The sequence below is a fragment of the Streptomyces sp. RK62 genome (assembly GCF_018070255.1).
Classification (GTDB): Bacteria; Actinomycetota; Actinomycetes; order Streptomycetales; family Streptomycetaceae; genus Streptomyces; species Streptomyces nigra.
Genome location: NZ_JAGPYD010000014.1, coordinates 26,368 through 48,982, shown reverse-complemented (window position 1 = coordinate 48,982; position 22,615 = coordinate 26,368). Strand labels below are relative to the sequence as shown.

Below are 22,615 nucleotides of genomic sequence, written 5' to 3'. Positions count from 1 at the left end.
GTGCCTGAGGCAAGTGGCCCGGGCTGTGCCTGTGACCTCGGCCCTGGTCAGGGCGTGCCCCGGCTGGCAGGATCGCGGCCATGTCCACCGCACTCTCCCGCATCAGCCGGCGCCGGGCCCTTCAGGGCGGGGCCGTCGGCCTGGTGACCCTCGGACTGCTGCTGTGGTGGGTGCTGCCACTGGGCGAGGACCCGCCGAGCGGGACGATCACCTTCAGCACGGGCACGCGCGCGGGGGTGTACCAGGAGTACGGCGAGCTGCTGCGCGAGGAGCTGGCCAAGGACATGCCCCAGCTGAAGGTGCGACTGCTGACGAGCGACGGTTCGCAGGAGAACGTCCAGCGGGTCGCGACCGGCCGGGCCGACTTCACGATCGCCGCCGCCGACGCGGTCGACACCTTCAAGGTCGGCGGCAAGCCTGTCGCCGGCCGGTTGCGCGGGGTGGCCCGCCTCTACGACGACTACGTGCAGCTCGTGGTGCCGCCGGACTCGGACATCCGGTCCGTCGCCGACCTCAAGGGCAAGCGGGTGGCCATAGGGCTGCCGGACTCCGGGGTGCGGCTGATCGCCACCCGGGTGCTGGAGGCGGCGGGCATCGACCCGGTCAAGGACATCACGCCCCGCTCGGACGGCATCGACACCGGGCCCGCACGGCTCGGCAAGGAACTCGACGCGTTCTTCTGGTCGAGCGGGGTGCCGACGGACGGCCTGGAGAAGATCGCGGAGACGTCGTCCTTCCGCTTCGTGCCGATCGACGCCGGTCTCGTCGCCAAGGTGCACGCCCAGGGCGACGCGGCCCACTTCTACCGCGCGACGAACATGCCGGAGTCGGCCTACCCCACCGTCCAGAACGGCAGCACGGTGCCGACCATCGCCGTCTCCAACCTGCTGATCACCCGCAAGGACATGGACCCGCGGCTCACCGAGTGGCTGACCCGGACGGTCATCAAGAGCCGGGACGGCATCGGCGCCCATGTGCACTCCGCGCAGCTCGTGGACCTGCGGACGGCGATCTACACGGACCCCCTGGGCCTCCACGAGGGCGCCCGGCGGTACTACCGGTCGGTGAAGCCCTAGCGCGACGCCGACGCGCTCTACACGGTCGGGCCGGTCCTCGGCACCGTCACCGTCACCCGCAGGCCGTGCGGCTCGTGATGGGCGTACGCGATGGTGCCGCCGCCCGCCGCGAGCAGGGCCCGCGAGATCGACAGGCCGAGACCGGAGCCCTTCACGTTCTGGTGGCGTCCGCTGCGCCAGAAGCGGTCGCCGATCCGGGCCAGCTCCTCGTCGGTGAGGCCGGGGCCGCGGTCGGCCACCTCGATCGTCGACGTGTCGCCGTCGGCCGCGACGGTCACCTCGACGCTCTCGTCGGGCGGGGTGAACTTGACGGCGTTGTCGATGACGGCGTCCAGCGCGCTGGACAGGGCCACCGGGTCGGCCCAGCCCGTGGTGGCCGGACAGGTCCCCCGCAGCCGTACACCCTTCGCCTCGGCGGTCGGCGCCCAGGCCGCGACCCGCTCGGCGGTCAGCGCGCCGATGTCGGTCAGCCGGACGTCGGCCTCGGTGTGCTCGGCGAGCGCCAGGTCGAGCAGGTCGTCCAGGACCTGGGCCAGCCGCCGCCCTTCGGCCTGGACGGAGGCGATCTCCTCGTTGCCCTCCGGCAGCTCGAAGGCGAGCAGCTCGATCCGCAGCAGCAGGGCGGCGAGCGGATTGCGCAGCTGGTGGGAGGCGTCGGCGACGAAGGCGCGCTGCTGCTCCAGGACGTCCTCGACGTTGTCGGCCATCTCGTTGAACGACCGGGCGAGCCGGCGCAGCTCGGGCGGTCCGCTGGCCACCGCGACCCGGGATTTCAGCCGTCCGCTGGCGATCTCGTGCGTGGTGACGTCGAGGACCCGGACCGGTCGGAGGACCCAGCCGGTGAGCCGGAGCGCGGCGCCGACGGCCACCAGCATGGCGGCGGTCAGACCGGCGCCGATGATCAGCCAGCCGTGCAGGATCCGGGACCGCATGGGCCCGGTGGGCGAGTCGGTGACGACGACGGCGACGACGTCACCGTCCCGGATCACCGGTGAGGCGATGACGAGCCGGCCCCGCTGCCAGGGCCACACCTGCTGCGGATCGTGGCTGCGCCGGCTGAGCAGCGACTCCTCGAAGGCGTCGCGCACCTCGCCGGAGCCGGGCAGGAACCAGGTGCTCGGCCCGCTGGCCAGCGGGGTGTCGTTGGGCAGGAAGACTCCGGCTCGGATGCCGTAGACCTCGTGGTAGTTCTCCAGCTCCCGGCTGAGGACGCGCAGGACGTCACGGGAGCCGGCGGCGGCGTCGGTGGCGGGGCGGGCGATGGCCGCGAAGTACGCCGTGTCGTCGATCCGGTCGACGACTACCTTCTGCTGCTGGGCGGCGGCCAGACTCACCGCGAGGGGCACGCCGAGCGCGAGCAGCACGGCCGCCATCAGCACGATGAGCAGCGGGAGCAGCCGAGTGCGCACCCGCTACGCCGCCGGGGCCACGAGCCGGTAGCCGACCCCGCGCACGGTCTCGATCAGCGCCGGCATCCGCAGCTTGGCCCGCAGGGACGCCACATGCACCTCGAGGGTGCGCCCGGTCCCCTCCCAGCTCGTTCGCCACACCTCGCTGATGATCTGCTCCCGGCGGAAGACCACGCCGGGGCGCTGCGCGAGCAGGGCGAGCAGGTCGAACTCCTTGCGGGTGAGCTGGACGACCGAGCCGTCCACGCTGACCTGGCGGGTGGGCAGCTCGATGTGGACGGCGCCGAGACGCAGCACGCCCTCGCCGCCCGTCGCCGCGTCCTCCGGCACGCTGCGCCGGCTGACCGCGTGGATCCGGGCGAGCAGCTCCCCGGTGTCGTACGGCTTCACGACGTAGTCGTCGGCGCCGAGGTTCAGCCCGTGGATGCGGGAGCGGACGTCGGAACGCGCGGTCACCATGATCACGGGGGTGCTGGTGCGCTTGCGGATCTTGCCGCAGACCTCGTAGCCGTCCTGGTCGGGCAGGCCGAGGTCGAGGAGGACGACACCGAAGCCGTTGCCCTCCGGGACCAGCGCCTGAAGGGCCTCCTCGCCGCTGCGCGCGTGGGTGACGTCGAAACCGTGCCGGGCCAGGACCGCGGACAGCGCGGCGGCGACGTGGTTGTCGTCCTCGACGAGAAGCAGTCTCATCCGTGCCTCCTTCGGTTCACCGGGCGTACGGTTACGACAGATACGGATCGGGGGACCCGCGCGTGCACATGGCAGTCACGCTGATGGACGAGGACGGCGTCAAGAGGGTTCCGGTTGCTCGCTGTTTCCGTTATGCAGCCGGTACGCGCCCGTTCGCCGGTACTACGACACGTGTCCGATTGCTATCGGATCGTGATGCTCAGATTCACCTCAGAACTAATGACGCAGGTCGGGAACGGTCACTACTGTCCTGCGAAACCGAGGAGGACGGAGCCTGAGAGCGATGACCGAAGTATCGGTGGCCAAGGACGACGTTGCCGCGTCCGGCGACCTTGTAGTCCTGAAAGATGTGAACAAGCACTTCGGCGCGTTGCACGTGCTCCAGGACATCGATCTGACGATCGCCCGCGGCGAGGTCGTCGTCGTCATCGGGCCCTCCGGGTCCGGCAAGTCCACCCTGTGCCGCACCATCAACCGCCTCGAGACGATCGACTCCGGGTCGATCACCATCGACGGCAAGCCGCTGCCCCAGGAAGGCAAGGAGCTGGCCCGGCTGCGCGCCGACGTCGGCATGGTCTTCCAGAGCTTCAACCTCTTCGCGCACAAGACCGTGCTCGAGAACGTGATGCTGGGGCAGATCAAGGTCCGCAAGGCGGACAAGAAGAAGGCCGAGGAGAAGGCCCGGCAGCTGCTGGACCGCGTGGGCGTGGGGACCCAGGCGGACAAGTACCCGGCACAGCTCTCCGGCGGCCAGCAGCAGCGTGTCGCCATCGCCCGGGCCCTGGCCATGGACCCGAAGGTCATGCTCTTCGACGAGCCCACGTCGGCGCTCGACCCGGAGATGATCAACGAGGTCCTCGAGGTCATGCAGCAGCTGGCCCGTGACGGCATGACCATGATCGTGGTCACCCACGAGATGGGCTTCGCACGGTCGGCCGCCAACCGGGTGGTCTTCATGGCCGACGGCAAGATCGTCGAGGAGGCCGTGCCCGACCAGTTCTTCAGCGCCCCGCGCAGCGACCGCGCGAAGGACTTCCTGTCCAAGATCCTGCACCACTGACGGACTGCGCCTCGCAGCCGACGCCCTGCGTCACCCGCCGGCCCGTCTTCAGGGCACGTGTCTCTTCATCACACAAAGGATGTTCACCATGAAGCTCCGCAAGGTCTCCGCCGCGGCCGCCACGGCACTCGTCCTCGCCCTCACCGCCACCGCGTGCGGCGGCGACGGGGACAGCGAGGGCGGGTCGGGTTCCGGTGGGGGCGACAAGATCAAGATCGGCATCAAGTACGACCAGCCTGGTCTGGGGCTGAAGGAGCCCGACGGTTCCTTCTCCGGCTTCGACGTGGACGTGGCGACGTACGTCGCCAAGGAGCTCGGTTACGAGCCCGACCAGATCGAGTTCGTCGAGACGAAGAGCGCCGACCGCGAGAACGCGCTCGCCCGTGGCGACGTGAAGCTCATCGCCGCCACATACTCGATCACCGACGAGCGCAAGGAGAAGGTCGACTTCGCCGGCCCGTACCTGCTGGCCCACCAGGACCTGCTCGTCAAGACGGACTCGGACATCAGCGAGGCCACCGACCTCAACGGCAAGAACCTGTGCTCGGTGACCGGCTCCACCTCGGCCCAGAACGTCAAGAACGACTTCGCCCCCAAGGCCAACCTCAAGGAGACCGGCGGCTACTCCGAGTGCCTCGCCGGCCTCCAGAGCGGCTCCGTGGACGCTCTCACCACGGACGACTCGATCCTCGCCGGCTACGCCGCGCAGGCGCAATACAAGGGCAAGTTCAAGCTCGCCGGCCTCAAGCTGAGCAACGAGAACTACGGCATCGGCGTGAAGAAGGGTGACACCGAGACCGTGAACAAGGTCAACGCCGCCCTGGAGAAGATGGTCAAGGACGGCGCCTGGGAGAAGGCCGTCAAGGACAACTTCGGTCCGGCCAACTACGAGTACGAGCCCGCGCCGAAGATCGGCAACATCGTCAAGTAGCGCACGGGTCCACCGGCGCGCCGCCGTCCACCGCGATCAGGGCGGCGGCGCGCCGCGCTATCCACACACGCCACCCACCCGGAAGCGCGGGAGATCGTGTTCGATTTTCTTTCTGATTACAACGACCCGACCCTGTTGGGTGCCTTCTGGATGACGGTGAAGCTCACGTTCTTCTCCGCCATCGGCTCGATGATCCTGGGTACTGTCCTGGCCGCCATGCGGGTCAGCCCTGTCCCGCTCATGCGCGGGTTCGGCACGGCCTACGTGAACATCGTCCGGAACATCCCCCTGACGGTCATCATCATCTTCACCTCGCTCGGTCTCGCCGACATCTTCGGCGTGACGATGGGCGCCTCCGACTTCGGCGTCCGGGGCTTCCGTCTGGCGATCCTCGGATTCGTCGCGTACACCGCGGCCTTCGTCTGCGAGGCGATCCGTTCCGGCATCAACACCGTGCCGATGGGACAGGCCGAGGCGGCTCGCGCCATCGGGCTGACGTTCACTCAGACGCTTCGGCTCATCATCCTGCCGCAGGCCCTCCGCTCGGTCATCGGCCCGCTGGCCAACGTGCTGATCGCCCTGACGAAGAACACCACGGTCGCGGCCGCGATCGGCGTGGCCGAGGCCGCGTACCTGATGAAGACGATGATCGAGAACGAGGCCGAGACGGTGCTCATCGGCGCGGTCTTCGCCTTCGGTTTCGTGGTACTGACCCTGCCCACCGGCCTGTTCCTCGGCTGGCTGAGCAAGCGACTGGCGGTGAAGCGATGAGCTCCGTTCTCTACGACGCTCCGGGCCCCCGCGCCAAGCGGCGTAATGTGATCGTCTCGGTGATCTTCTTCGTCCTGCTGGCGCTGCTCGTGTGGTTCGTGTGGCGCACCATGGACGAGAAGGGCCAGCTGGAGTGGGCCCTGTGGAAGCCGTTCACCGAGTCGCCGGCGTGGACGACCTATCTGCTGCCCGGTCTCGCCGACACACTGACGGCCGCCGCGCTGGCCATGGTGATCGCCCTTCCGCTGGGCGCGTTCTTCGGTATCGCGCGCCTCTCCGACCACCGGTGGGTGCGGCTTCCGGCCGCTTGGGTGGTCGAGTTCTTCCGGGCCATCCCGGTCCTGCTGCTCATGCTGTTCGCCAACGAGTTCTACAACCGCTGGACTGACGTCAGCAGCGAGCAGCGACCGCTGTACGCGGTCGTCACCGGTCTCGTGCTCTACAACGCGTCCGTCCTCGCCGAGGTCGTACGGGCCGGCATCCTCTCCCTGCCCAAGGGGCAGTCGGAGGCCGCCATGGCGATCGGCCTGCGCAAGAGCCAGACGATGCGGACCATCCTGCTGCCGCAGGCCGTCACGGCCATGCTGCCGGCCATCGTCAGCCAGCTCGTGGTCATCGTGAAGGACACCGCGCTGGGCGGCGTGATGATCGGGTTCACGGAACTGCTCAACGCGCGGGCGACGCTGGCGGCGTTCTACGCCAACGTCATCCCCAGCTTCGTCGTCGTGGCGGTCATCTACATCGTCCTCAACTTCATCCTCACCAGCTTCGCCAGCTGGCTGGAGAAGCGGCTGCGGCGCAGCAAGCGAGGTACGGGTGCGGTGCTGAGCGCCGAGGACATGGAGGAGCTGAACCCGGCGGCTACGGGTGGCACCTTCGGGACCGGCGCCGGCGGCGGCGCGCCAGGCACGAGCGGTCTTTGATCGCACGTCAAGTGGTGTGAGTGACGCGGAGGGCAGTGGCTTGATGGCCACTGCCCTCTCTCCTTCCCGGCCCCCTCCGGGCCCACCCGCCCCGCCCCATGTCCGATGACATGATCGCCACTGCCTTCCGTCACTTGACGCAAACACTGGCAATGGGTTGCATACGTTCTGTGATCGTGCACCCTGCTCCATCTTCTTGTTCACTCGCGTCCCTCGGGACACCGTTGCGGGCAGGGGGCGCCGCGCCGTGGACCCGGTGATCATCGTCGGCGCGGGGCCCGTCGGGCTCACCCTCGCCCTGGCACTGGCCCGTCAGGACGTGCCCTGCGTCGTGCTCGACGAGGGCCCCGGCAAGGACGAACCCCGTCTCGCCCGCACCGTCGTCCTGCGCGAGGACACCACCGCCCTCGTGGAACGCCTCACCGGCGCCCCCCTCGGCGCCCTCGGCACGCGCTGGGCCGGATGGCGGGCGATGCGGCGCAAGCAGGTGACACGCGAGGTCTCGTTCGAGGACGCCGCCGGGCCCGAGGGCCACCCGAACCCCGCCCCGCTGCACATCGCCCAGCATGCCCTCACCGGCGCCCTCCGCACCGCCCTCGCGAACGAACCGCTCGTCAAACTCGCCGTGGACAGCCGCCTGGACTCGATGGAGCAGGAGCCCTCCGGAGTCACCGTGCACACCCGCGGCCCCCAGGGCACCTGGTGGCGCGGCAGTTACGTCGTCGGCTGCGACGGCCCCCGCTCGACCGTCCGCAAGCTCCAGGACATCCGCTTCCCCGGCCGCACCGCCGTGGAACGCCACGCCGTGGCCGCACTCCGCGTGGAACTCCCCTGGAAGGGCCACGGGTTGCTCCACCGGATGCCGCCCTGGCGGACGACCGCCCCCTCGGCCGGCGAGATCACCGGCCGTCCGCTCCCCGACGGCGTGTGGCGCCTGGACTGGCTGCTGCCGCCCGGCAAGGACCTCGTCACCCCCGAGCTGCTCGTGACGCACATCCGGGAGACGCTCGCCGGCTGGTGCGAGGGCACGACACCGCCGTACGACCTGCTCGACACCGGTGTGCACACGGTCCACCACCGGCTCGCCCGCCGTTGGCGCGCGGGCCGTGTGTTCCTCGCGGGCGACGCCGCGCACTGTCTCGGCACCCTCGGCACCCACGGTCTGGACGAGGGGCTGCGCGACGCCGACAACCTCGCCTGGAAACTGGCGTCCGCCTGGCACCACGGCTCGCACGAGGCACTGCTCGACTCCTACCAGACCGAGCGGCGCGCCGCCGTCGCCGCCCGGCTGCGGGCCGCCGACCAGGCGCTGCCGTTGCTGCGCTCCGGCGGCGGGCTGCGGACGCTCGTACCGGGCTCGGCCCGGGGCCACGAGGCCCTGCTCATGGACGGGCACCTGGGCCAGGGCGTCATCGGCGCGCCCGGCACCTACGCCGATTCCCCGCTCGCCCCGGGCGAACTGGAGGGCGAGGTCCCCGTCGACACACCGCGCGGCGCTCCCGTCGCGGACGTGCGGGTCACGGCGGAGGACGGTTCGTTCGCCCAGCTCCGGGACCGGCTCGGGCACGGCGCGCTGCTGGTCGTCCTGATCGCGCCGGGCACCGGCGTGTGGGACCGCAAGCACTGGGCGACCGCAGGCATCATGCCGCGACTGGCGGCAGCGGTGACGGCCCTGCCGTACCCCGCGGAACTGCTGGTCACCGAGAGCTATCCGGGAGCAGCCGCACACTCGGTCCTGCTGGTGCGCCCCGACGGGCATCTCGTGACGGCCCTCGGCGGTGTACGGCCCGCGGACCTCTACGCGGCGGCCGAGACCGCCCTGGGCGGACCGGTCGCGGCGCAGGCACAGGCCGGGGCGGGGGCAGGGGCGGAACGGGCGGGCGCCGGTTCCCGCTGACCCCAGCTCCCAGCTCCCAGCTCCCAGCTCCCAGCCCACTCTCGCTTCCGTCATGCCGACTTCGTACAAGGGAGCGACACTCACCGTCACTGTCCGGTCCGCATAGTGACGGTGAGTTGACCGGCCCCGACCGGCGTGGTGTACTCCCGATCGTGACCGACACCTGTGTGCGCCTGTGGCGGAGGGTCCATATGGACCTCGTCCGCTATGCGGGCTGCGTGTGTCGTCCGTCCTGCTGAATTCGCCTTTCCCTTTCCGCGCGCGCCGCGCTTCTCAGCGCTCCTCGCATGCCTTTCGCTGCCGCGCGCTCTTCGCGAACTCCCCTCAGGACGGTGTCCCTTGTCTGTCTCCCCTGCCGCCGTTGTCCCCTTCCAGCACACCTCCCCGGCCTCCGCGCCGACGCAGGCCGACCTGCTCGACTTCGTACGGCGTGCCGCGGCCGACACCGAGTTGATCGCCTCGCTCCCGCTCGACCCGGAGGGCCGCACCTGGGTACGGCTCGAAGGACCCGGTGGCAGTGAGGCCTGGCTGATCGGCTGGCCTCCCGGCACCGGCACCGGCTGGCACGACCACGCCGAGTCGGTCGGCGCCTTCGTCACCGCGTCCGGCGAACTCACCGAACACTCGCTGGCCGTCCGGCTGCCGTCCGGCGGCTGGAAGACCCTGGAGCTGGCGGACGACGTGGACCGCTCACGCCGGCTCCCGGCCGGCAAGGGCCGCGCCTTCGGTCGTCACCATGTGCACGAGGTCCTCAACGCCTCGACCGAGCAGCACGCCATCTCCGTGCACGCCTACTACCCGCCCCTCCCGCTGATCCGCCGGTTCAGCCGCACCGGTCCCGTCCTGCGTCTGGAACAGGTCGAGCAGCCGGAAGACTGGCAGTGACGGGGTCGGCGAGCGGAGGGGAGCGACGGTGAGCGCTACGGAGAACACAGGTGTACGGCCCGTCGGCATCGACGCGTTGCTTGAGCGCGTGCGCGCCGGCTACCAGCGGATCGAACCGCGGGATGCCTACGAGGCCTTCGAGGGCGGCGAGGCCCTGCTGGTCGACATCCGGTACGCGGCCCTGCGCGAACGGGACGGCCTGATCCCCGGCGCGCTGGTCGTCGAGCGCAACGAACTGGAGTGGCGGCTCGACCCCCAGGGCAGCCATCGTGTCCCCGAGGCGACAAGCCATGACCTGCTGGTCGTGGTGCTCTGCAACGAGGGCTACGCGTCGAGCCTGGCCGCCGAATCGCTCCACCGCCTGGGCCTGCACCGGGCGACGGATCTGGTCGGAGGCTTCCAGGCATGGCGCGCGGCGGGCCTACCGGTGACGCCGGGCCACTCCTAGGCGCCCCGTCGGCTTACACCCGAACCGCTTCCTCGATCCCCCACCCGTCTCAGACCCCCTCGTCCCCCAGAAACTCCGTGTCCTCGCCCTCCTCCTCCAGGGCCTGCCGGACCACCCGCAGGGCCATCCCCTCGGGGTAGCCCTTGCGGGCCAGCATGCCCGCGAGGCGGCGCAGTCGCTTGTCGCGGTCGAGCCCCCGTGTGGAGCGCAGCTTGCGGGCCACGAGTTCGCGGGCGGTCGCCTCCTCCTGCTCGGAGTCGAGCTGGGAGACGGCCTCGTCGATCAGCGCGGAGTCGACGCCCTTGGTGCGCAGTTCCCGCGCGAGCGCCCGTCGGGCGAGCCCCCGGCCGTGGTGCCGGGACTCCACCCAGGCGTCCGCGAACGCGCTGTCGTTGATGAGTCCGACCTCCTCGAACCGCGACAGCACCTCCTCGGCGGCGTCGTCCGGGATCTCCCGCTTGCGCAGGGCGTCGGCGAGTTGCTTGCGCGTGCGCGGGGTCCCGGTGAGCAGGCGCAGGCAGATCCCCCGTGCCCGCTCGACCGGGTCCCCCGGGGGCGTCCCCTCCTCGGCCCTCGACGAGGGTGAGGCGCCACCGTCCTCACCGGACGGCTCCGTACGTCCGCGCCGGCGTCGCCCGCGCGGGCCTTCCGGGCCGTCCGATCCCCATGCCCCGCCTGCCCCGCCGCGGTTGCGGCCGCGGCGGGCGCCACGGGGGGCAGCGGTGCCGTCGTACGCCGTGCCGTCCTCCGGCCAGGCTCCGCTGTCGATCCCCCCGTCCGTGTCATGGGCCGTGTCCCCGCCCGGGGCCGCCGGGGGGTCGGTGTACTCGGCCCAGTCCGTTCGCCGTGTCACGGATCAGCTCTTGGCAGCCGCGGCCTTGGTCTTGGCCGTCTTGGCCGTCGCCGGGGCGGGCACCGACTTCGCGGCGTCGTCCGAGGCGGTGGCGGCAGCATCCGCGCCGGTCTCGGCCGCGGGCTCCTCCGGACGTACGCCGACGCCCAGCTTCTCCTTGATCTTCCGCTCGATCTCGTTCGCGAGGTCGGGGTTGTCCTTCAGGAAGTTGCGCGCGTTCTCCTTGCCCTGGCCGAGCTGGTCGCCCTCGTACGTGTACCAGGCGCCGGCCTTGCGGACGAAGCCGTGCTCCACGCCCATGTCGATCAGGCCGCCCTCGCGGGAGATGCCGTGGCCGTAGAGGATGTCGAACTCGGCCTGCTTGAAGGGCGGCGCCACCTTGTTCTTCACGACCTTGCAGCGGGTGCGGTTGCCGACCGCGTCCGTGCCGTCCTTCAGGGTCTCGATGCGACGGATGTCGATGCGCACCGAGGCGTAGAACTTCAGCGCCCGGCCACCGGTCGTGGTCTCCGGGGAGCCGAACATCACGCCGATCTTCTCGCGGAGCTGGTTGATGAAGATCGCCGTCGTCTTGGACTGGTTGAGCGCGCTGGTGATCTTCCGCAGGGCCTGGCTCATCAGACGGGCCTGCAGACCGACGTGGCTGTCGCCCATCTCGCCCTCGATCTCCGCGCGCGGGACGAGCGCGGCGACGGAGTCGATGACGATGAGGTCGAGGGCGCCGGAGCGGACCAGCATGTCCACGATCTCGAGGGCCTGCTCGCCGTTGTCCGGCTGGGACAGGATCAGGTTGTCGATGTCGACGCCGAGCTTCTTCGCGTACTCGGGGTCGAGCGCGTGCTCCGCGTCCACGAACGCGACCTGGCCGCCGGCCTTCTGCGCGTTGGCCACGGCGTGCAGGGTCAGGGTCGTCTTACCGGAGGATTCCGGTCCGTAGATCTCCACCACACGGCCGCGCGGCAGGCCGCCGACGCCGAGGGCGACGTCGAGGGCGGTCGATCCGGTCGGGATGACCTCGATCGGCTCCTTCGACCGCTCGCCCATGCGCATGACCGCGCCCTTGCCGAATTGCCGTTCAATCTGTGCGAGAGCGGCATCCAGGGCCTTCTCGCGGTCGGTTCCTGCCATGGGTTCCACCCGGTTTGCTTGAGTCGATCGCTTCACGTCAAAGACGCTAACGCCTGCCACTGACAACGCGCCCCGACGCCCGTCCAGCCTGTGGATAACTCGGGAACATCTCCCTCGAAACCGTGGCGAAACGCCCACCGAGTGGCCTGCCGGAGCCTCCATAAGAATGGATGTTCGATTTTCGTGTCAAGCGCGCCACGCCCGCCCGGGCAGCCCCCTCAGGACGACCCCGCGCCGGACTCCCCCGAGCCTCCGGATTCCCCGGACGCTCCCCCAGAACCCCCGGATTCCCCCGAAGCCCCACGTTCCGTCCCCCCGCCCCCCGACTGCCGGCCCCACGCGTCCCGCATCCGTCCGAGCAGCCCGCGCCCGGCACCCCGGTCCCGGTGTCCGTGGACGCGCGGGTCGTCCGTGACGTCGTACCGCTTGACGTAGGCACCGAGGAACGCCTGCAGCGTGGCGACCGCCGGGATGGCGATCAGGGCGCCCACCGCACCCAGCAGGGCGGTGCCGGCGATGACCGACCCGAACGCGACGGCGGGATGGATGTCGACCGTCTTGGAGGTCAGCTTGGGCTGCAGGACGTAGTTCTCGAACTGCTGGTAGACCACGACGAAGATCAGCACCCACAGCGCGTACCAGGGGTCGACCGTGAACGCGATCAGCATGGGCAGGGCGCCCGCGAGATAGGTGCCGATGGTCGGGATGAACTGCGAGACCAGCCCCACCCACACGGCGAGCACGGGCGCGTAGGGCACGTCCAGACCGGCCAGCAGGATGTAGTGGGCTATGCCCGAGATCAGCGCCATCAGACCGCGCGAGTACAGGTAGCCGCCGGTCTTGTTGACGGCGATCTCCCAGGCCCGCAGCACCTCGGCCTGCCGGGCCGGCGGCAGCACGGAGCACAGGGCACGCCGCAGGCGCGGCCCGTCCGCGGCGAAGTAGAACGAGAACAGCGTGATCGTCAGCAGCTGGAAGAGACCGCCGAGCACCTGCGCGGAGACGTCCAGGACGCCGGTGGCGCTGTTCTGAACGTAGTTGCGGAGCCAGTCGGAGCGGAGCAGGCCCTCCTGGACGTCCACCCGCCGCAGCTCGGTGTTGAAGTGCGTGTTGACCCAGTTGATGACGGAGTCGAGGTACTCCGGGAAGTCCTCGACGATCTTGATGATCTGCCCCGCGAGCATCGATCCCAGCAGGGTCACGAACCCGGCGGACGCGATGATCACGCCGAGGAAGACGATGCCGGTGGCCAGTCCCCGGCGCATACCGCGGGAGGCCATCCAGCTCACCGCGGGCTCGATGGCGAGGGCCAGGAAGAACGCGATGAGGATGTTGATCAGCAGCCCGGTGAGCTGGTGGAAGGCCCAGCTGCCCAGCTGGAACACACCGACGAGGGCCAGCGTCAGCACCAGGGCGCGCGGCAGCCAGCGCGGCATGCGCGCGTCCGGCCCGGCACCGCCCTCACCCGGGGGCGGGGTGGGAGGTGTCGTGCCGAACGGGGAGTCCTGCCGGGGGAGCCGCCCGGTCTCGTCAGTGCGTGCCACGGAGCAAGTCTCGCCCACGGCGGTGACAATCGGACCCACCCCTGCGATCTCTGTGACCGGTCAGCGCTTCTCCCCCGGGACGTTCATGACCTCGCAGACCACGCGCCACACGTCCTTGGCGTCCCAGCCGGAGCCCAGCGCCTCGTGCACGGTGCGTCCGCCGAGTTCCGTCATGACATGGTCGCGCGCGAACGTCTCGGCGTATCCCGCGCCGAAGTGCTCCGCCATCCGCTCCCAGAAGACCGTCAACCGCATGCGTCCCGCTCCATACCCGCCGTCATCTGCACGTTTCCCATTCTCCACGCCCCCGCTCGTACGCGGAGCCCCCGCATGTACGCAGGGTAGAGCCTGGACCTCATCGGCACTCCGCCGCCGGTGAACGGTCGCCGGCGCCCTGGCCGCGCCCGCCGGCCGACCGCCCGCGCACACGAGGGCGCCGGCCCCCGGAGGACGGGAGCCGGCGCCGAGGAAGGGCCCGTTACGGGGTGACGCAGCCGATCGAGCCGACGGGCAGGTCGTTGCCGGTGGAGGTGGCGGTGAAGCCGAAGGTGACGCTGCCGTCCGGTGGGATGCTCCGGTTGTGGTCGACGTTCCTGACCGTGACCGTGCCGTCGCTTCCGGTGCTCAGCGTGCCGTTCCACACACTGCTCAGCCGCGTCCCATTGCCCGGCTGCCAGCGCACGGCCCAGCCGGTGAGCGCGGCCGTGTTGTGGTTCATCACCTCGACGGAGCCCTGGAAGCCACCGCTCCAGGAGTTCGTCACGGAGTAGACGGCCATGCAGCCGGTGTGCGGGTCGGTCGGGGTGGGAGTCGGCGTGGGCGTAGGAGTCGGCGTTTCGCCCGAGCCGCGGATGCCCGTCACCTCTCCGTTGCCGCCGTCGAAGACGATGTCGGAGCAGGAGAAGAAGTTCTCCTGGCTGTCCGAGCGCACCCACTGGATGAACAGCACCGCGTCACCGGAGCGGCCCGCGGGGAGGTTCAGGTTCCAGTAGTAGTGCCCGGACTCGCTGCCCGGCGAGCCCGACTGGGCGGGATTGGTGACGGTCTGGATGAGTTCCAGGTCGTCCCAGCCCAGCTCGGTGCTGGGCGAGTAGCCGGGCTTGGACAGGTAGACCCGGAAGTCGCCCGGGTGCGCCGCCCAGTTGCTGTACCGGACCTGCATGCTCTTCCCGGAGGTCAGATGCGTGCGGGGCCAGTCGGAGCGGGCGGCGTTGTAGCCCGTGAAGTTGTACGGGGAGCGGTCACCGGCGCTGCACAGCTTGCCGTCCGGCACGTAACCCGCGCCGCGCCCGCCCGCGTTGGAGTCGAGCACGGCGAACCAGTTGTAGAGCGCCGTCGATCCGCTCTCCGCCAGCGCCGCCTTGCACGCCGGGTTCGTCGGGTCCAGGGCGCCGGTACCGGTCTTGGCGTCCAGATAGCAGAGATACGTCCGCGATCCGGGCATCATCGCCACCCCGTGCGCCTGCGCGCTGCCCTGCCCGAGCAGGGCCAGGCCGAGCCCGCCGAGCAGGGTGGCGAGCACCGCCGCCCAGGAGAAGAGCCGGTTTCTGCGTCGAACCATGGTGCCTCCTGTCGTTCTGTGGCTGTCCGCTGTGGGGCCCCCGCCCGCCCGGGGTCGTGGTCGCTCCGGGCGGGCGGGGGAGCGTGGGGGAGGTACGCGGATCAGGCGGGGGGTGCGCCCCAGGCCAGGGCGCTGCCGAGGTAGCCGGGGATCGCCGGGGCGTCGGTGTAGGTCGTGGCGGTGCCGCGGCTGTGGTCGTCGGTCTCGTCGAACGCGGACCAGTCGGACTTGGCCATCCGGACCTGGATGTCACCGGTGTCGCGGCCCGCGGCGAGGGAGCCGGCCGAGAAGCCGACCTCCAGGTAGGCGTCCGCGCCCGCGACCGGGGAGCTCAGCGGGACGACCCTGAGCTTGACGGTGGAGCAGCCGACCGCGGCGTAGTCGCACCAGGCGCTCACCGTGGACGAGCCGCCGTCCCGGGTGAAGTAGTAGCGGGCGGTCACCCCGGTCAGGTCGAGGGCGGTGGTGCCGGTGTTGGTGATCCGCAGGCCGGGCCGGATGGCGTTGTCGGTGGCCGAGGAGTCGTTGTTCTTGTAGGCGACCTTCAGCCCGCCGGACGGGTCGGGGCCGCCGCCGCCCGCCTCCGTGGTGACGCTCAGCGCGGTGGAGACGGTGGAGACGTTCCCCGCCGCGTCGCGGGCCCGCACGGTGTAGCCGTAGGCCGTGGCGGCGCTCAGCCCGGTGTCCGTGTACGTGGTGCCGGCGGTCGTCGAACCCACCCGGGTGCCGTCGCGGTACACGTCGTATCCGGTCACGCCCACGTCGTCGGTGGCCGCGGTCCAGGCCAGGGAGACGCTGCTCGCGGTCTTGGCGGTGGCCCGCAGTCCGGTCGGGGCGGTCGGGGCACTGGTGTCACCCGGGTCGGTGCCGCCCGTCGGCACGGCGGGGTGGGCGTTGCGCACCAGCATCAGGAACTGGTTGTGGAACCAGTGGCCGGCCAGCGGTGCGTCGGGCAGCGCCCCGGTCTTGTTGTTTCCGGCGTTGGACGCGGTGTAGTCGGGGTCGCACATCGGGTCCGCGCGCTTGCCCTCCTCGTTGGGGATGTCCTTGCTGGCCCCGTCGGACTCCCCCGGCGGCTTGACCCACAGGAAGGCGTCGAGGTACGAGTCGGGGTGACCCGAGGGCGCGGCCTGCGGCGGCTGTCCGAGTCCGGCTCCGCTCGTGTTGCACCACAGTCCGCGGTGGGCGCGGCGGTCGACCTTCGACTCGTTGACGTAGGTGTCGAGGCTGGTGCTGGTGCTCTCCGCGGTGGGCCGCGCGGCGCCGCCCCAGCCGTTGCGGGAGGTGTCGATCACCAGGCCGGTGGAGGCGGGCCAGCCCGCCGAGACCAGCGCCCGGTGCACGTTCCTCGTGAAGTCCACCTCGTCGAAGTTCGGGTTCCACTCGTAGTACTTGCCGGACTTGACCGGGTTGCCGCCGACCGACTTGTCGGGGTCGGTCAGGAACGGCTCCTCCAGCGGCGTGTAGTTGGCGACGTTCGTGATCAGCCCGTCGACGCTGCTCAGCCCGGCCGCGGTGCCCCTCGCCACCTCGGTGTACTGCTGCACCGTCTGGGTGAGGTTGTTGTCCCAGCCGAGCCAGCCGGAGTGCGCGTAGTCCAGGTACGTGTACACGTTCGGGATCGCGTGCAGCTTGTCCAGGGCGTACTGGACGCCCTTGACGTACAGGCCGCTGCTCTTGGCCTGGGCGCACTCGGGGTCGGAGGTGTTGGTGACCAGGTTGGGCAGGCTGTCGGGCTCGATGACCGTGGTGATGCGGATGTCCTGGTACTTGGGGTCCTTCATGACGTTCGCGATGACGTCGATGTACTCGCTCTTGTAGCGGTCCAGACCCGCCTGCGTGAGCGGGAGTTCGCCGCTGGAGGCGAGGGCGGCGCAGTCCCGTCCCGGCAGGTCGTACACCACGAAGGTGGCGGTGATCGGCTGTCCGGGCTTCTTCTGGGCGAGCGCCAGGTCGAGGTGGTCGGCCAGGCCCTTGCGTCCCGCGTTGTCCTCACCGCCGTGGACGGCCGCGATCCGGTCCATCCAGACGGCGGTCGGATAGCTCTTGACCTTCTCCATCTTCGCCTTGAGCGTGGCGTCGGAGGTCTGCGCGATGGATGTGTCCACGAGCTCGGCGTAGTCGGGGTTGACGTAGAAGGTCACCCCCGCGAAGGGGTTGTCGACATGGGCTTCCGCCGCTGCCGCGGGCTGTCCCGCGATCTGGCCCGCCGCCCCGAGCATCAGGCTGGCCAGGGCGGTGGCCAGGGCTGCCGACCTTCGTCGGCGCCTGCGCGGTAACGACGAGGTGCCGTCGGCTCTGGTCGGATCGGTCATCGTGCCCTCCTCAGTGGTAGGTGCGGGTGCGGGTGTGCCGGTCGTGCGTCAGGACCCGGCGCACCGCGGAGCGGGGGGCGCCCCCGGTACCGCTCGCGGTGCGGCCGGACGAGGTGTGGCGACAGGAGCTGGGGTGCTCACGGTCCGTTCGCGGTGCGGCCGGACAAGGTGGTGGCGCCCGGCGACAGGGCGTCCCGGGCGACGGGGTCATGACAGGTTCGGCCCGGCCGACCGGGTCCCGGCAGGCAGGGGCGGCGGCCGTCGGGGCCTCACCGGTCGGGGCGAGGGCCGTGGCGCGCGGCACTGCGGCGGTCCGGGGCCGCGTAACGGCAGGACCGGGCCGCGTAACGGCAGGACGGGGCTCGAGCTCATGGGGGGGTGGGCCTTTCCGGGCGCGGGCCGGAGGGGGAGAGGGCCTGCCCCCGTCGGTGCGGGAAGGCGGGGCAGGCCCCGGAGCAGGCCGGTGCGGCGCACCGGCGCCGGTCACGCGCTGGTGCAGGCGGTGCCGTTCAGGCTGAATCCGGTGGGCTTGCCGAACGTGCCGCTGTAAGTGCCCTGGAAGCCGAAGGTCTGGCTGCCGCCGGCGGCGATCCGTGCGTTGTGCGCCGCGGGGCTCGCCATCACCGCGCCGGAGGAGCCGGACAGGTCGGCGTTCCAGGAGCTGGTGACGCGTTGTCCGGAGGGCAGGGTGAAGCCGAGCCGCCAGTTGTCCACGGCGGCGGAACCGGTGTTCTTTACCGTGACGTCCGCGGTGAAGCCGCCCTGCCAGACGTTGGCCGCGTAGGTCACCTGGCAGGCCGTGGCGGGCTGGCCGGGGCCGCCCGGGTCACCGCCGCCGAGTTCGACGGTGGAGGAGAAGGAGTTCACGGCCAGACCCGCGCCGTTCTGCCAGGGCTCGAACCCGGCCTGGACGCTGGTCAGGTACCAGTTGTTCTGCGCCAGGCCCCGGGCGACGGTCTGGTCGACGAAGTCCATGACGTCGAAGCTCCAGGCGCCGATCGCCGAAGGGGCGACGAAGGAGATCACGTCGTTGGAGCCGTTGCTCCCGGTCCACACCTCCCAGGAGCGCCCGCCCACGGAGGCGGTGCCGACCGGAGAGCCGATCGGCTGGATCGACCCGACGCGGTTGAACCAGATCATGATCTCGGTCCGGTTGACGCCGTCCGTGCGGGGCGTCGGGTCCAGCCAGATGTCGTACGAGGCGTTGTAGACGGCGTTCGACACATAGCCGTACGAGATGCTGCTGGGCGCGCTGGAGATGGCGCTGACCTGCGCCGGGAGGGTGGTCCCCGGCGAACAGTTCGTGTAGTGACAGCCGTTGAAGACCGACGGGTACGACTTCGGCGCGCCGTTGGTCGGGACCGAGCCGTCCGCCTGGGTCACCCGGAAGCCGGTGTCGGTGGCGGTGACGCACTGGGCGGCGCTGGTGCCCCAGCGGTTGTTCTGGACGACGTAGCGCCCCTGGATGACGGCCGATCCGAACTGCTCGCAGATCACGGTGTCGGCGGCCTGGGCCGGCGGTGTCGCCACGAGGAGCGCCGCTACGGCGGCGAGAGCGGAGAGCAGCGCGGATAACAGGCCGCGCACGGTGCGAAAGCTGTGCGGTGACGGTCGCATGCGGGTGCCTCTCGGAAGAAGATCCGGACAGGTCGCGTCTCACGGAGGGATCCGGACGGTCCTTTTCGGGAGCGCTCCCACCCACGAGAGGTGGGAGCGCTCCCACTGGCCATCCGAGTCCGGACTGTAGGAGCCTCACATGTCCCTGACAACCCCATGCGCAAGGACTGTGGCGACGGATTTCCGAAGCCGCACGTCAGCCCGAGGGCGCGTCTGAGACCGCCCGGAGTTTTGGGAGCGCTCCCGAAATGTTGCGGAACAAATCGGGCTCAGGCGGAGCCGCGCACCACCAGTCGCGTGCGCAGGATGACGTGCCGCCACGCCACCTCGGGCTGCTCCATCTCCTCCAGCAGCAGCCGCACCATGGTCCGCCCGATCTCCTCCATCGGCTGGCGAACCGTCGTCAGTGGCGGGTCGGTGTGCTGGGCGAGCGGGAAGTCGTCGAAGCCGATCACCGCGACGTCCTCGGGCACCCGGCGCCCGGCGGCCCGCAGCACGCCCAGCGCTCCGGCGGCCATGGTGTCCGAGGCGGCGAACACGGCGTCGACGTCCGGGTGCCGCTCCAGGAGTTCGGCCGTCGCCCGGCGCCCGCTGCCCTCGCTGAAGTCGCCCTCGACGACCAGCGGCTCCAGACCCGCGTCGGCCAGGGCTTCGCGGTAGCCGCGCAGCCGGCACTGGGTGACGTACATGTCGAGCGGACCGGTGACCGCGCCGATCCTCGTCCGCCCCTCACGCACCAGGTGCTTCACGGCGTCACGGGCACCGCCCACGTTGTCCGCGTCGACGTAGGTGACGTTCTCGTCGCCCGAGCGGCGCCCGAGCAGCACCGTGGGCAGTCCGGCCTCGGCCAGCATGTCCGGCAGCCGGTCGTCGCTGCGTACGGACATCAGCAGGACCCCGTCCACCCGTCCGCCGCGCGCGTACTCCACGAGGCGCCGCCGCTCGGCGCCGGTACGGACCAGGGTGAGCAGCAGCTGGACCGAAGCGTCGGCGAGGGCGTCGCCGACCGACTGGACGATCTCCGCGAAGAAGGGTTCCCCGAACATCCGCCAGTCCCGCTCGGTCATGACCAGCGTCACGGCGTCCGCGCGACGGCCGGCCAGGGAGCGGGCCGCCAGGTTGGGGACATAGCCCAGTTCGGCGATGGCCCGCTCGACGGTCCGGCGCGTCGAATCCTTCACGCCCGCCGCGTTGTTGATGACCCGCGAGACGGTCCCTCGCCCGACACCGGCCAGGGCCGCGACCTCTTCCAGTGTCGGCGAGCCAGGGCGCTGCCTCCCCATAACCACCCCCAAGGGCACCCGATCCTACGGGCCGTGCGCGCGCATGATCGAGGCCCGAGTGACCTGTGAATCCGGGCGAGGGGTCACGGTCCGCGGGCAGGCACCCGTGGCGACCGTCAACCGGACGGGTCCGGTATCACGCCCCTGAGAGTGGGCCTTCGCCGCTCCCCCTTGCCGGAACCGCTTTCCGCCCTACGGTCTGACGCATGCCCGAACCAGGAGCCACCCCTGTCCGCCAGGCGCCTCCCCCGGCGCGCTCCGCGCTGTTCCACGCAGAGCAGTTCGTCTGGCTGACCGCGCGCGTGCTGGAACAGCGCCTCTTCGCGTACGACTTCCTGAACGGCCCGGCCGACCCGGTGGAGACCGCGCTGGACGCCTACCGCAACGACGACGGCGGGTACGGCCACGGTCTGGAGCCGGATCTGCGGGGACCGGTCAGCCAGCCGCTGCACACCGGCCGCGCGCTCCAGGTGCTGGACGTGATCGGGCGGTGCGGCGGACAGCGCGTGGACCGCGTCTGCCGCTATCTCACGGCGGTCTCGGCACCGGACGGCGCTCTTCCCACGGTCCATCCCAGCCTGCGGGGCTATCCGGCGGCGCCGTCGCTCCCGGTCGTGGAGCCGCCGCCCAGCTCGCTGCTGGCGACGGGGCCGGTGGTCGGTCTGCTGCACCGCAACGAGGTCTGGCACGCGTGGCTGTTCCGGGCGACGGACTTCTGCTGGCAGGCGGTCGAGTCCCTGGAGAAGTCCCATCCGTACGAGGTCGAGGCGGCGGTGGCCTTCCTGGACGCGGCTCCCGACCGCCCGCGCGCGGAGGCGGCTGCCGACCGGCTCGGCCGTCTGGTGCGCGAGCAGCGCCTGGTGGACCCGGACCCGGGCGGCGCCGCCGGTTCCCCGCTCGTGGAGGGCGCGACGCACTTCCCGCACGAGTACGCACGACGTCCGGACTCCCTCGCGCGCGCGTGGTTCACGGACGACGAGATGGACCGCTCCCTCGACCGGCTCGCCCACGATCAGCGGGGGGACGGCGGCTGGCCGACCCGCCGCCACCCGTGGGCGCCCGGAATCGCCCTGGAGACGCGCCCCATGGCGACGATCGAGGCGCTGCGCACCCTCAGGGCGTACGGCCGCCACATCGGCTGACCGCCGCCTCTGTCGAAGACATTCGGGGTCAGCCCCCGATGGCCCGTACCCCCGCCGTCACCAGGACGGCCGCCGCGACGACGAGCAGGAAGGGCGCCCGCAGGATCAGCATGACGGCGGCCGCGGCGAGCCCCGCCACGCGCGCGTCCAGGACGAGTTCCCGCCCGTCGGCGAAGGTCTGCTGGGCGGTGAGCGCGGCCAGGAGGGCGACCGGCAGCAGCGCCGCGAGACGCCGTACGAGAGGCCGCTCCAGGGCGCCCGCGGGCACGAGGAGCCCGATGAGCTTCACCGCGTAGCAGCCGAGGGCGGTGGCGGCGATCGCGATCCAGACGTTCATCGTCCCTCCTCCTGGGCGTCGCGCCGCTCCTCTACGTCGCCCCGGCGGCGGCCTCGCGCCCACAGCACGACCGGCGCCGCCAGCGCGGCCACGAGGACCGGCACTCCGGCAGGCAGCACGGGCAGCAGTCCCAGCCCCAGCACCACGGCCAGCCCCGCCACGGCACGCTCGGTCGTGGACGTGAGCATCGGCGCGAGCAGGGCGAGGAACACGGCGGGCCCGGCCGCGTCGAGCCCCCAGGCGTCCGTGTCGCCGATGGCCTCGGCCCCGAGGGCGCCGAGCAGGGTCGTGAGGTTCCACAGCACGTACAGGCTGAGCCCGGTCACCAGGAAGCCGATCCGGGCGCTGCGCCGCGTCGGCTGTGCCAGGGTGACGGCGGTCGTCTCGTCGATCACCCACTGCGCGGCGAACGGCCGCACCGCGCGCGTGAGGCGCAGCACCTGGGACAGGCGCAGCCCGTAGAACGCGTTGCGCACGCCGAGGAAGAAGGCGCCGGCGGCCGCGGTCAGTGGGCTGCCGCCCGCCGCGAGCGCCCCGACGAGCGCGAACTGGGAGGCGCCCGTGAAGACCAGGAGGCTGAGCGCGCAGGTCTGGGCGAGGGTGAGGCCGCTGCCCGCGGACGTCACCCCGAAGGCGAAGCCGGAGAGCCCGACGGCGACGCCCACGCCGAGGGCGTCCCGCACCACGGCGGCGTCGGGCTTGCCCCGGCCGCCGTCGGGGTCCCCGTCCCGCACGGGGCTCGGGT

Annotated in this window: 22 protein-coding genes; 10 read left to right on the top strand and 12 right to left on the bottom strand. The window is 71.1% G+C overall.

Going from position 1 to position 22,615, the window contains the following annotated elements:
• The first annotated feature begins 80 nt into the window (after positions 1-80).
• The gene (locus tag KBY32_RS25920) at positions 81-1,076 is read left to right on the top strand and encodes a TAXI family TRAP transporter solute-binding subunit (protein ID WP_115509253.1); all 996 of its coding nucleotides are present in this window, start codon (positions 81-83) and stop codon (positions 1,074-1,076) included.
• Positions 1,077-1,093: 17 nt separating this feature from the next.
• On the opposite strand, the gene KBY32_RS25915 is transcribed toward KBY32_RS25920, so the two are convergent.
• Both KBY32_RS25915 and KBY32_RS25910 read right to left on the bottom strand, forming a co-directional pair.
• The gene (locus tag KBY32_RS25915; RefSeq protein WP_210981829.1) at positions 1,094-2,485 is read right to left on the bottom strand and encodes a HAMP domain-containing sensor histidine kinase; all 1,392 of its coding nucleotides are present in this window, start codon (positions 2,483-2,485) and stop codon (positions 1,094-1,096) included.
• Positions 2,486-2,488: 3 nt separating this feature from the next.
• Positions 2,489-3,175, bottom strand: a complete 687-nt coding sequence (locus tag KBY32_RS25910; protein WP_055622140.1) for a response regulator transcription factor — start codon at positions 3,173-3,175, stop codon at positions 2,489-2,491.
• Between the two features lie 283 nt (positions 3,176-3,458).
• Between KBY32_RS25910 and KBY32_RS25905 the strand changes: the two genes are divergently transcribed.
• The 8 genes from KBY32_RS25905 to KBY32_RS25875 all read left to right on the top strand — a co-directional run bounded on the left by KBY32_RS25905 (position 3,459) and on the right by KBY32_RS25875 (position 10,090).
• Positions 3,459-4,235, top strand: a complete 777-nt coding sequence (locus tag KBY32_RS25905; protein ID WP_055622141.1) for an amino acid ABC transporter ATP-binding protein — start codon at positions 3,459-3,461, stop codon at positions 4,233-4,235.
• An 88-nt stretch (positions 4,236-4,323) separates the two neighbouring features.
• On the top strand, positions 4,324-5,166 hold the full coding sequence (locus KBY32_RS25900) for a glutamate ABC transporter substrate-binding protein (protein ID WP_210981828.1): 843 nt from the start codon (positions 4,324-4,326) through the stop codon (positions 5,164-5,166).
• Positions 5,167-5,262: 96 nt separating this feature from the next.
• On the top strand, positions 5,263-5,937 hold the full coding sequence (locus tag KBY32_RS25895) for an amino acid ABC transporter permease (RefSeq protein ID WP_108709025.1): 675 nt from the start codon (positions 5,263-5,265) through the stop codon (positions 5,935-5,937).
• The gene (locus tag KBY32_RS25890) at positions 5,934-6,860 is read left to right on the top strand and encodes an amino acid ABC transporter permease (RefSeq protein ID WP_115509256.1); all 927 of its coding nucleotides are present in this window, start codon (positions 5,934-5,936) and stop codon (positions 6,858-6,860) included. Before KBY32_RS25895 ends, KBY32_RS25890 begins: the two co-directional genes overlap by 4 nt.
• A gap of 247 nt (positions 6,861-7,107) precedes the next feature.
• Positions 7,108-8,757 (top strand): FAD-dependent monooxygenase, encoded by a 1,650-nt coding sequence (locus KBY32_RS25885; protein ID WP_210981827.1) that lies wholly within the window; start codon positions 7,108-7,110, stop codon positions 8,755-8,757.
• Between the two features lie 152 nt (positions 8,758-8,909).
• Complete coding sequence (locus KBY32_RS36005; RefSeq protein ID WP_313960178.1) at positions 8,910-8,996, top strand: putative leader peptide; 87 nt, start codon at positions 8,910-8,912, stop codon at positions 8,994-8,996.
• Between the two features lie 100 nt (positions 8,997-9,096).
• Positions 9,097-9,642, top strand: coding sequence for a cysteine dioxygenase family protein (locus KBY32_RS25880; protein ID WP_210981826.1), 546 nt, complete (start codon positions 9,097-9,099; stop codon positions 9,640-9,642).
• 28 nt (positions 9,643-9,670) lie between these two features.
• A complete protein-coding gene (locus tag KBY32_RS25875) occupies positions 9,671-10,090 on the top strand; it encodes a rhodanese-like domain-containing protein (RefSeq protein WP_210981825.1) in 420 nt (139 codons plus the stop codon).
• A 49-nt stretch (positions 10,091-10,139) separates the two neighbouring features.
• Here the strand turns inward: KBY32_RS25875 and recX are convergent, their stop codons facing one another.
• The 8 genes from recX to KBY32_RS25835 form a co-directional block, all read right to left on the bottom strand.
• The gene (gene recX, locus KBY32_RS25870) at positions 10,140-10,943 is read right to left on the bottom strand and encodes a recombination regulator RecX (protein WP_210981824.1); all 804 of its coding nucleotides are present in this window, start codon (positions 10,941-10,943) and stop codon (positions 10,140-10,142) included.
• A 3-nt stretch (positions 10,944-10,946) separates the two neighbouring features.
• Complete coding sequence (gene recA, locus KBY32_RS25865; protein ID WP_055622148.1) at positions 10,947-12,071, bottom strand: recombinase RecA; 1,125 nt, start codon at positions 12,069-12,071, stop codon at positions 10,947-10,949.
• Between the two features lie 218 nt (positions 12,072-12,289).
• Positions 12,290-13,615: an AI-2E family transporter gene (locus KBY32_RS25860; protein ID WP_210981823.1), complete on the bottom strand. Its 1,326-nt coding sequence runs from the start codon at positions 13,613-13,615 to the stop codon at positions 12,290-12,292.
• Positions 13,616-13,675: 60 nt separating this feature from the next.
• Entirely contained in the window at positions 13,676-13,870 is a 195-nt protein-coding gene (locus KBY32_RS25855; RefSeq protein WP_108709018.1) for a DUF3046 domain-containing protein, read from the bottom strand.
• Between the two features lie 223 nt (positions 13,871-14,093).
• Positions 14,094-15,176: a lytic polysaccharide monooxygenase gene (locus KBY32_RS25850; RefSeq protein WP_055622150.1), complete on the bottom strand. Its 1,083-nt coding sequence runs from the start codon at positions 15,174-15,176 to the stop codon at positions 14,094-14,096.
• A gap of 101 nt (positions 15,177-15,277) precedes the next feature.
• A complete protein-coding gene (locus tag KBY32_RS25845; RefSeq protein WP_210981822.1) occupies positions 15,278-17,491 on the bottom strand; it encodes a glycoside hydrolase family 6 protein in 2,214 nt (737 codons plus the stop codon).
• A 483-nt stretch (positions 17,492-17,974) separates the two neighbouring features.
• Positions 17,975-19,108, bottom strand: coding sequence for a cellulose binding domain-containing protein (locus tag KBY32_RS25840; RefSeq protein ID WP_210981821.1), 1,134 nt, complete (start codon positions 19,106-19,108; stop codon positions 17,975-17,977).
• Between the two features lie 269 nt (positions 19,109-19,377).
• On the bottom strand, positions 19,378-20,391 hold the full coding sequence (locus tag KBY32_RS25835; RefSeq protein WP_210981820.1) for a LacI family DNA-binding transcriptional regulator: 1,014 nt from the start codon (positions 20,389-20,391) through the stop codon (positions 19,378-19,380).
• 206 nt (positions 20,392-20,597) lie between these two features.
• Between KBY32_RS25835 and KBY32_RS25830 the strand changes: the two genes are divergently transcribed.
• Entirely contained in the window at positions 20,598-21,533 is a 936-nt protein-coding gene (locus KBY32_RS25830) for a hypothetical protein (protein ID WP_210981819.1), read from the top strand.
• 28 nt (positions 21,534-21,561) lie between these two features.
• On the opposite strand, the gene KBY32_RS25825 is transcribed toward KBY32_RS25830, so the two are convergent.
• Both KBY32_RS25825 and KBY32_RS25820 read right to left on the bottom strand, forming a co-directional pair.
• Entirely contained in the window at positions 21,562-21,870 is a 309-nt protein-coding gene (locus KBY32_RS25825; RefSeq protein ID WP_055622156.1) for an AzlD domain-containing protein, read from the bottom strand.
• Positions 21,867-22,604 (bottom strand): AzlC family ABC transporter permease, encoded by a 738-nt coding sequence (locus tag KBY32_RS25820; RefSeq protein WP_210981818.1) that lies wholly within the window; start codon positions 22,602-22,604, stop codon positions 21,867-21,869. The genes KBY32_RS25825 and KBY32_RS25820 overlap by 4 nt, the downstream gene beginning before the upstream one ends.
• Positions 22,605-22,615: the final 11 nt, after the last annotated feature.

Excerpts from the sequence above, each read along its gene's own strand:
- KBY32_RS25920 (WP_115509253.1), top strand. The coding sequence starts at position 81 with ATGTCCACCGCACTCTCCCGCATCAGCCGGCGCCGGGCCCTTCAGGGC.
- KBY32_RS25910 (WP_055622140.1), bottom strand. The coding sequence starts at position 3,175 with ATGAGACTGCTTCTCGTCGAGGACGACAACCACGTCGCCGCCGCGCTG.
- KBY32_RS25905 (WP_055622141.1), top strand. The coding sequence starts at position 3,459 with ATGACCGAAGTATCGGTGGCCAAGGACGACGTTGCCGCGTCCGGCGAC.
- KBY32_RS25900 (WP_210981828.1), top strand. The coding sequence starts at position 4,324 with ATGAAGCTCCGCAAGGTCTCCGCCGCGGCCGCCACGGCACTCGTCCTC.
- KBY32_RS25890 (WP_115509256.1), top strand. The coding sequence starts at position 5,934 with ATGAGCTCCGTTCTCTACGACGCTCCGGGCCCCCGCGCCAAGCGGCGT.
- recA (WP_055622148.1), bottom strand. The coding sequence starts at position 12,071 with ATGGCAGGAACCGACCGCGAGAAGGCCCTGGATGCCGCTCTCGCACAG.
- KBY32_RS25855 (WP_108709018.1), bottom strand. The coding sequence starts at position 13,870 with ATGCGGTTGACGGTCTTCTGGGAGCGGATGGCGGAGCACTTCGGCGCG.
- KBY32_RS25850 (WP_055622150.1), bottom strand. The coding sequence starts at position 15,176 with ATGGTTCGACGCAGAAACCGGCTCTTCTCCTGGGCGGCGGTGCTCGCC.
- KBY32_RS25845 (WP_210981822.1), bottom strand. The coding sequence starts at position 17,491 with ATGACCGATCCGACCAGAGCCGACGGCACCTCGTCGTTACCGCGCAGG.
- KBY32_RS25840 (WP_210981821.1), bottom strand. The coding sequence starts at position 19,108 with ATGCGACCGTCACCGCACAGCTTTCGCACCGTGCGCGGCCTGTTATCC.
- KBY32_RS25835 (WP_210981820.1), bottom strand. The coding sequence starts at position 20,391 with ATGGGGAGGCAGCGCCCTGGCTCGCCGACACTGGAAGAGGTCGCGGCC.
- KBY32_RS25830 (WP_210981819.1), top strand. The coding sequence starts at position 20,598 with ATGCCCGAACCAGGAGCCACCCCTGTCCGCCAGGCGCCTCCCCCGGCG.
- KBY32_RS25825 (WP_055622156.1), bottom strand. The coding sequence starts at position 21,870 with ATGAACGTCTGGATCGCGATCGCCGCCACCGCCCTCGGCTGCTACGCG.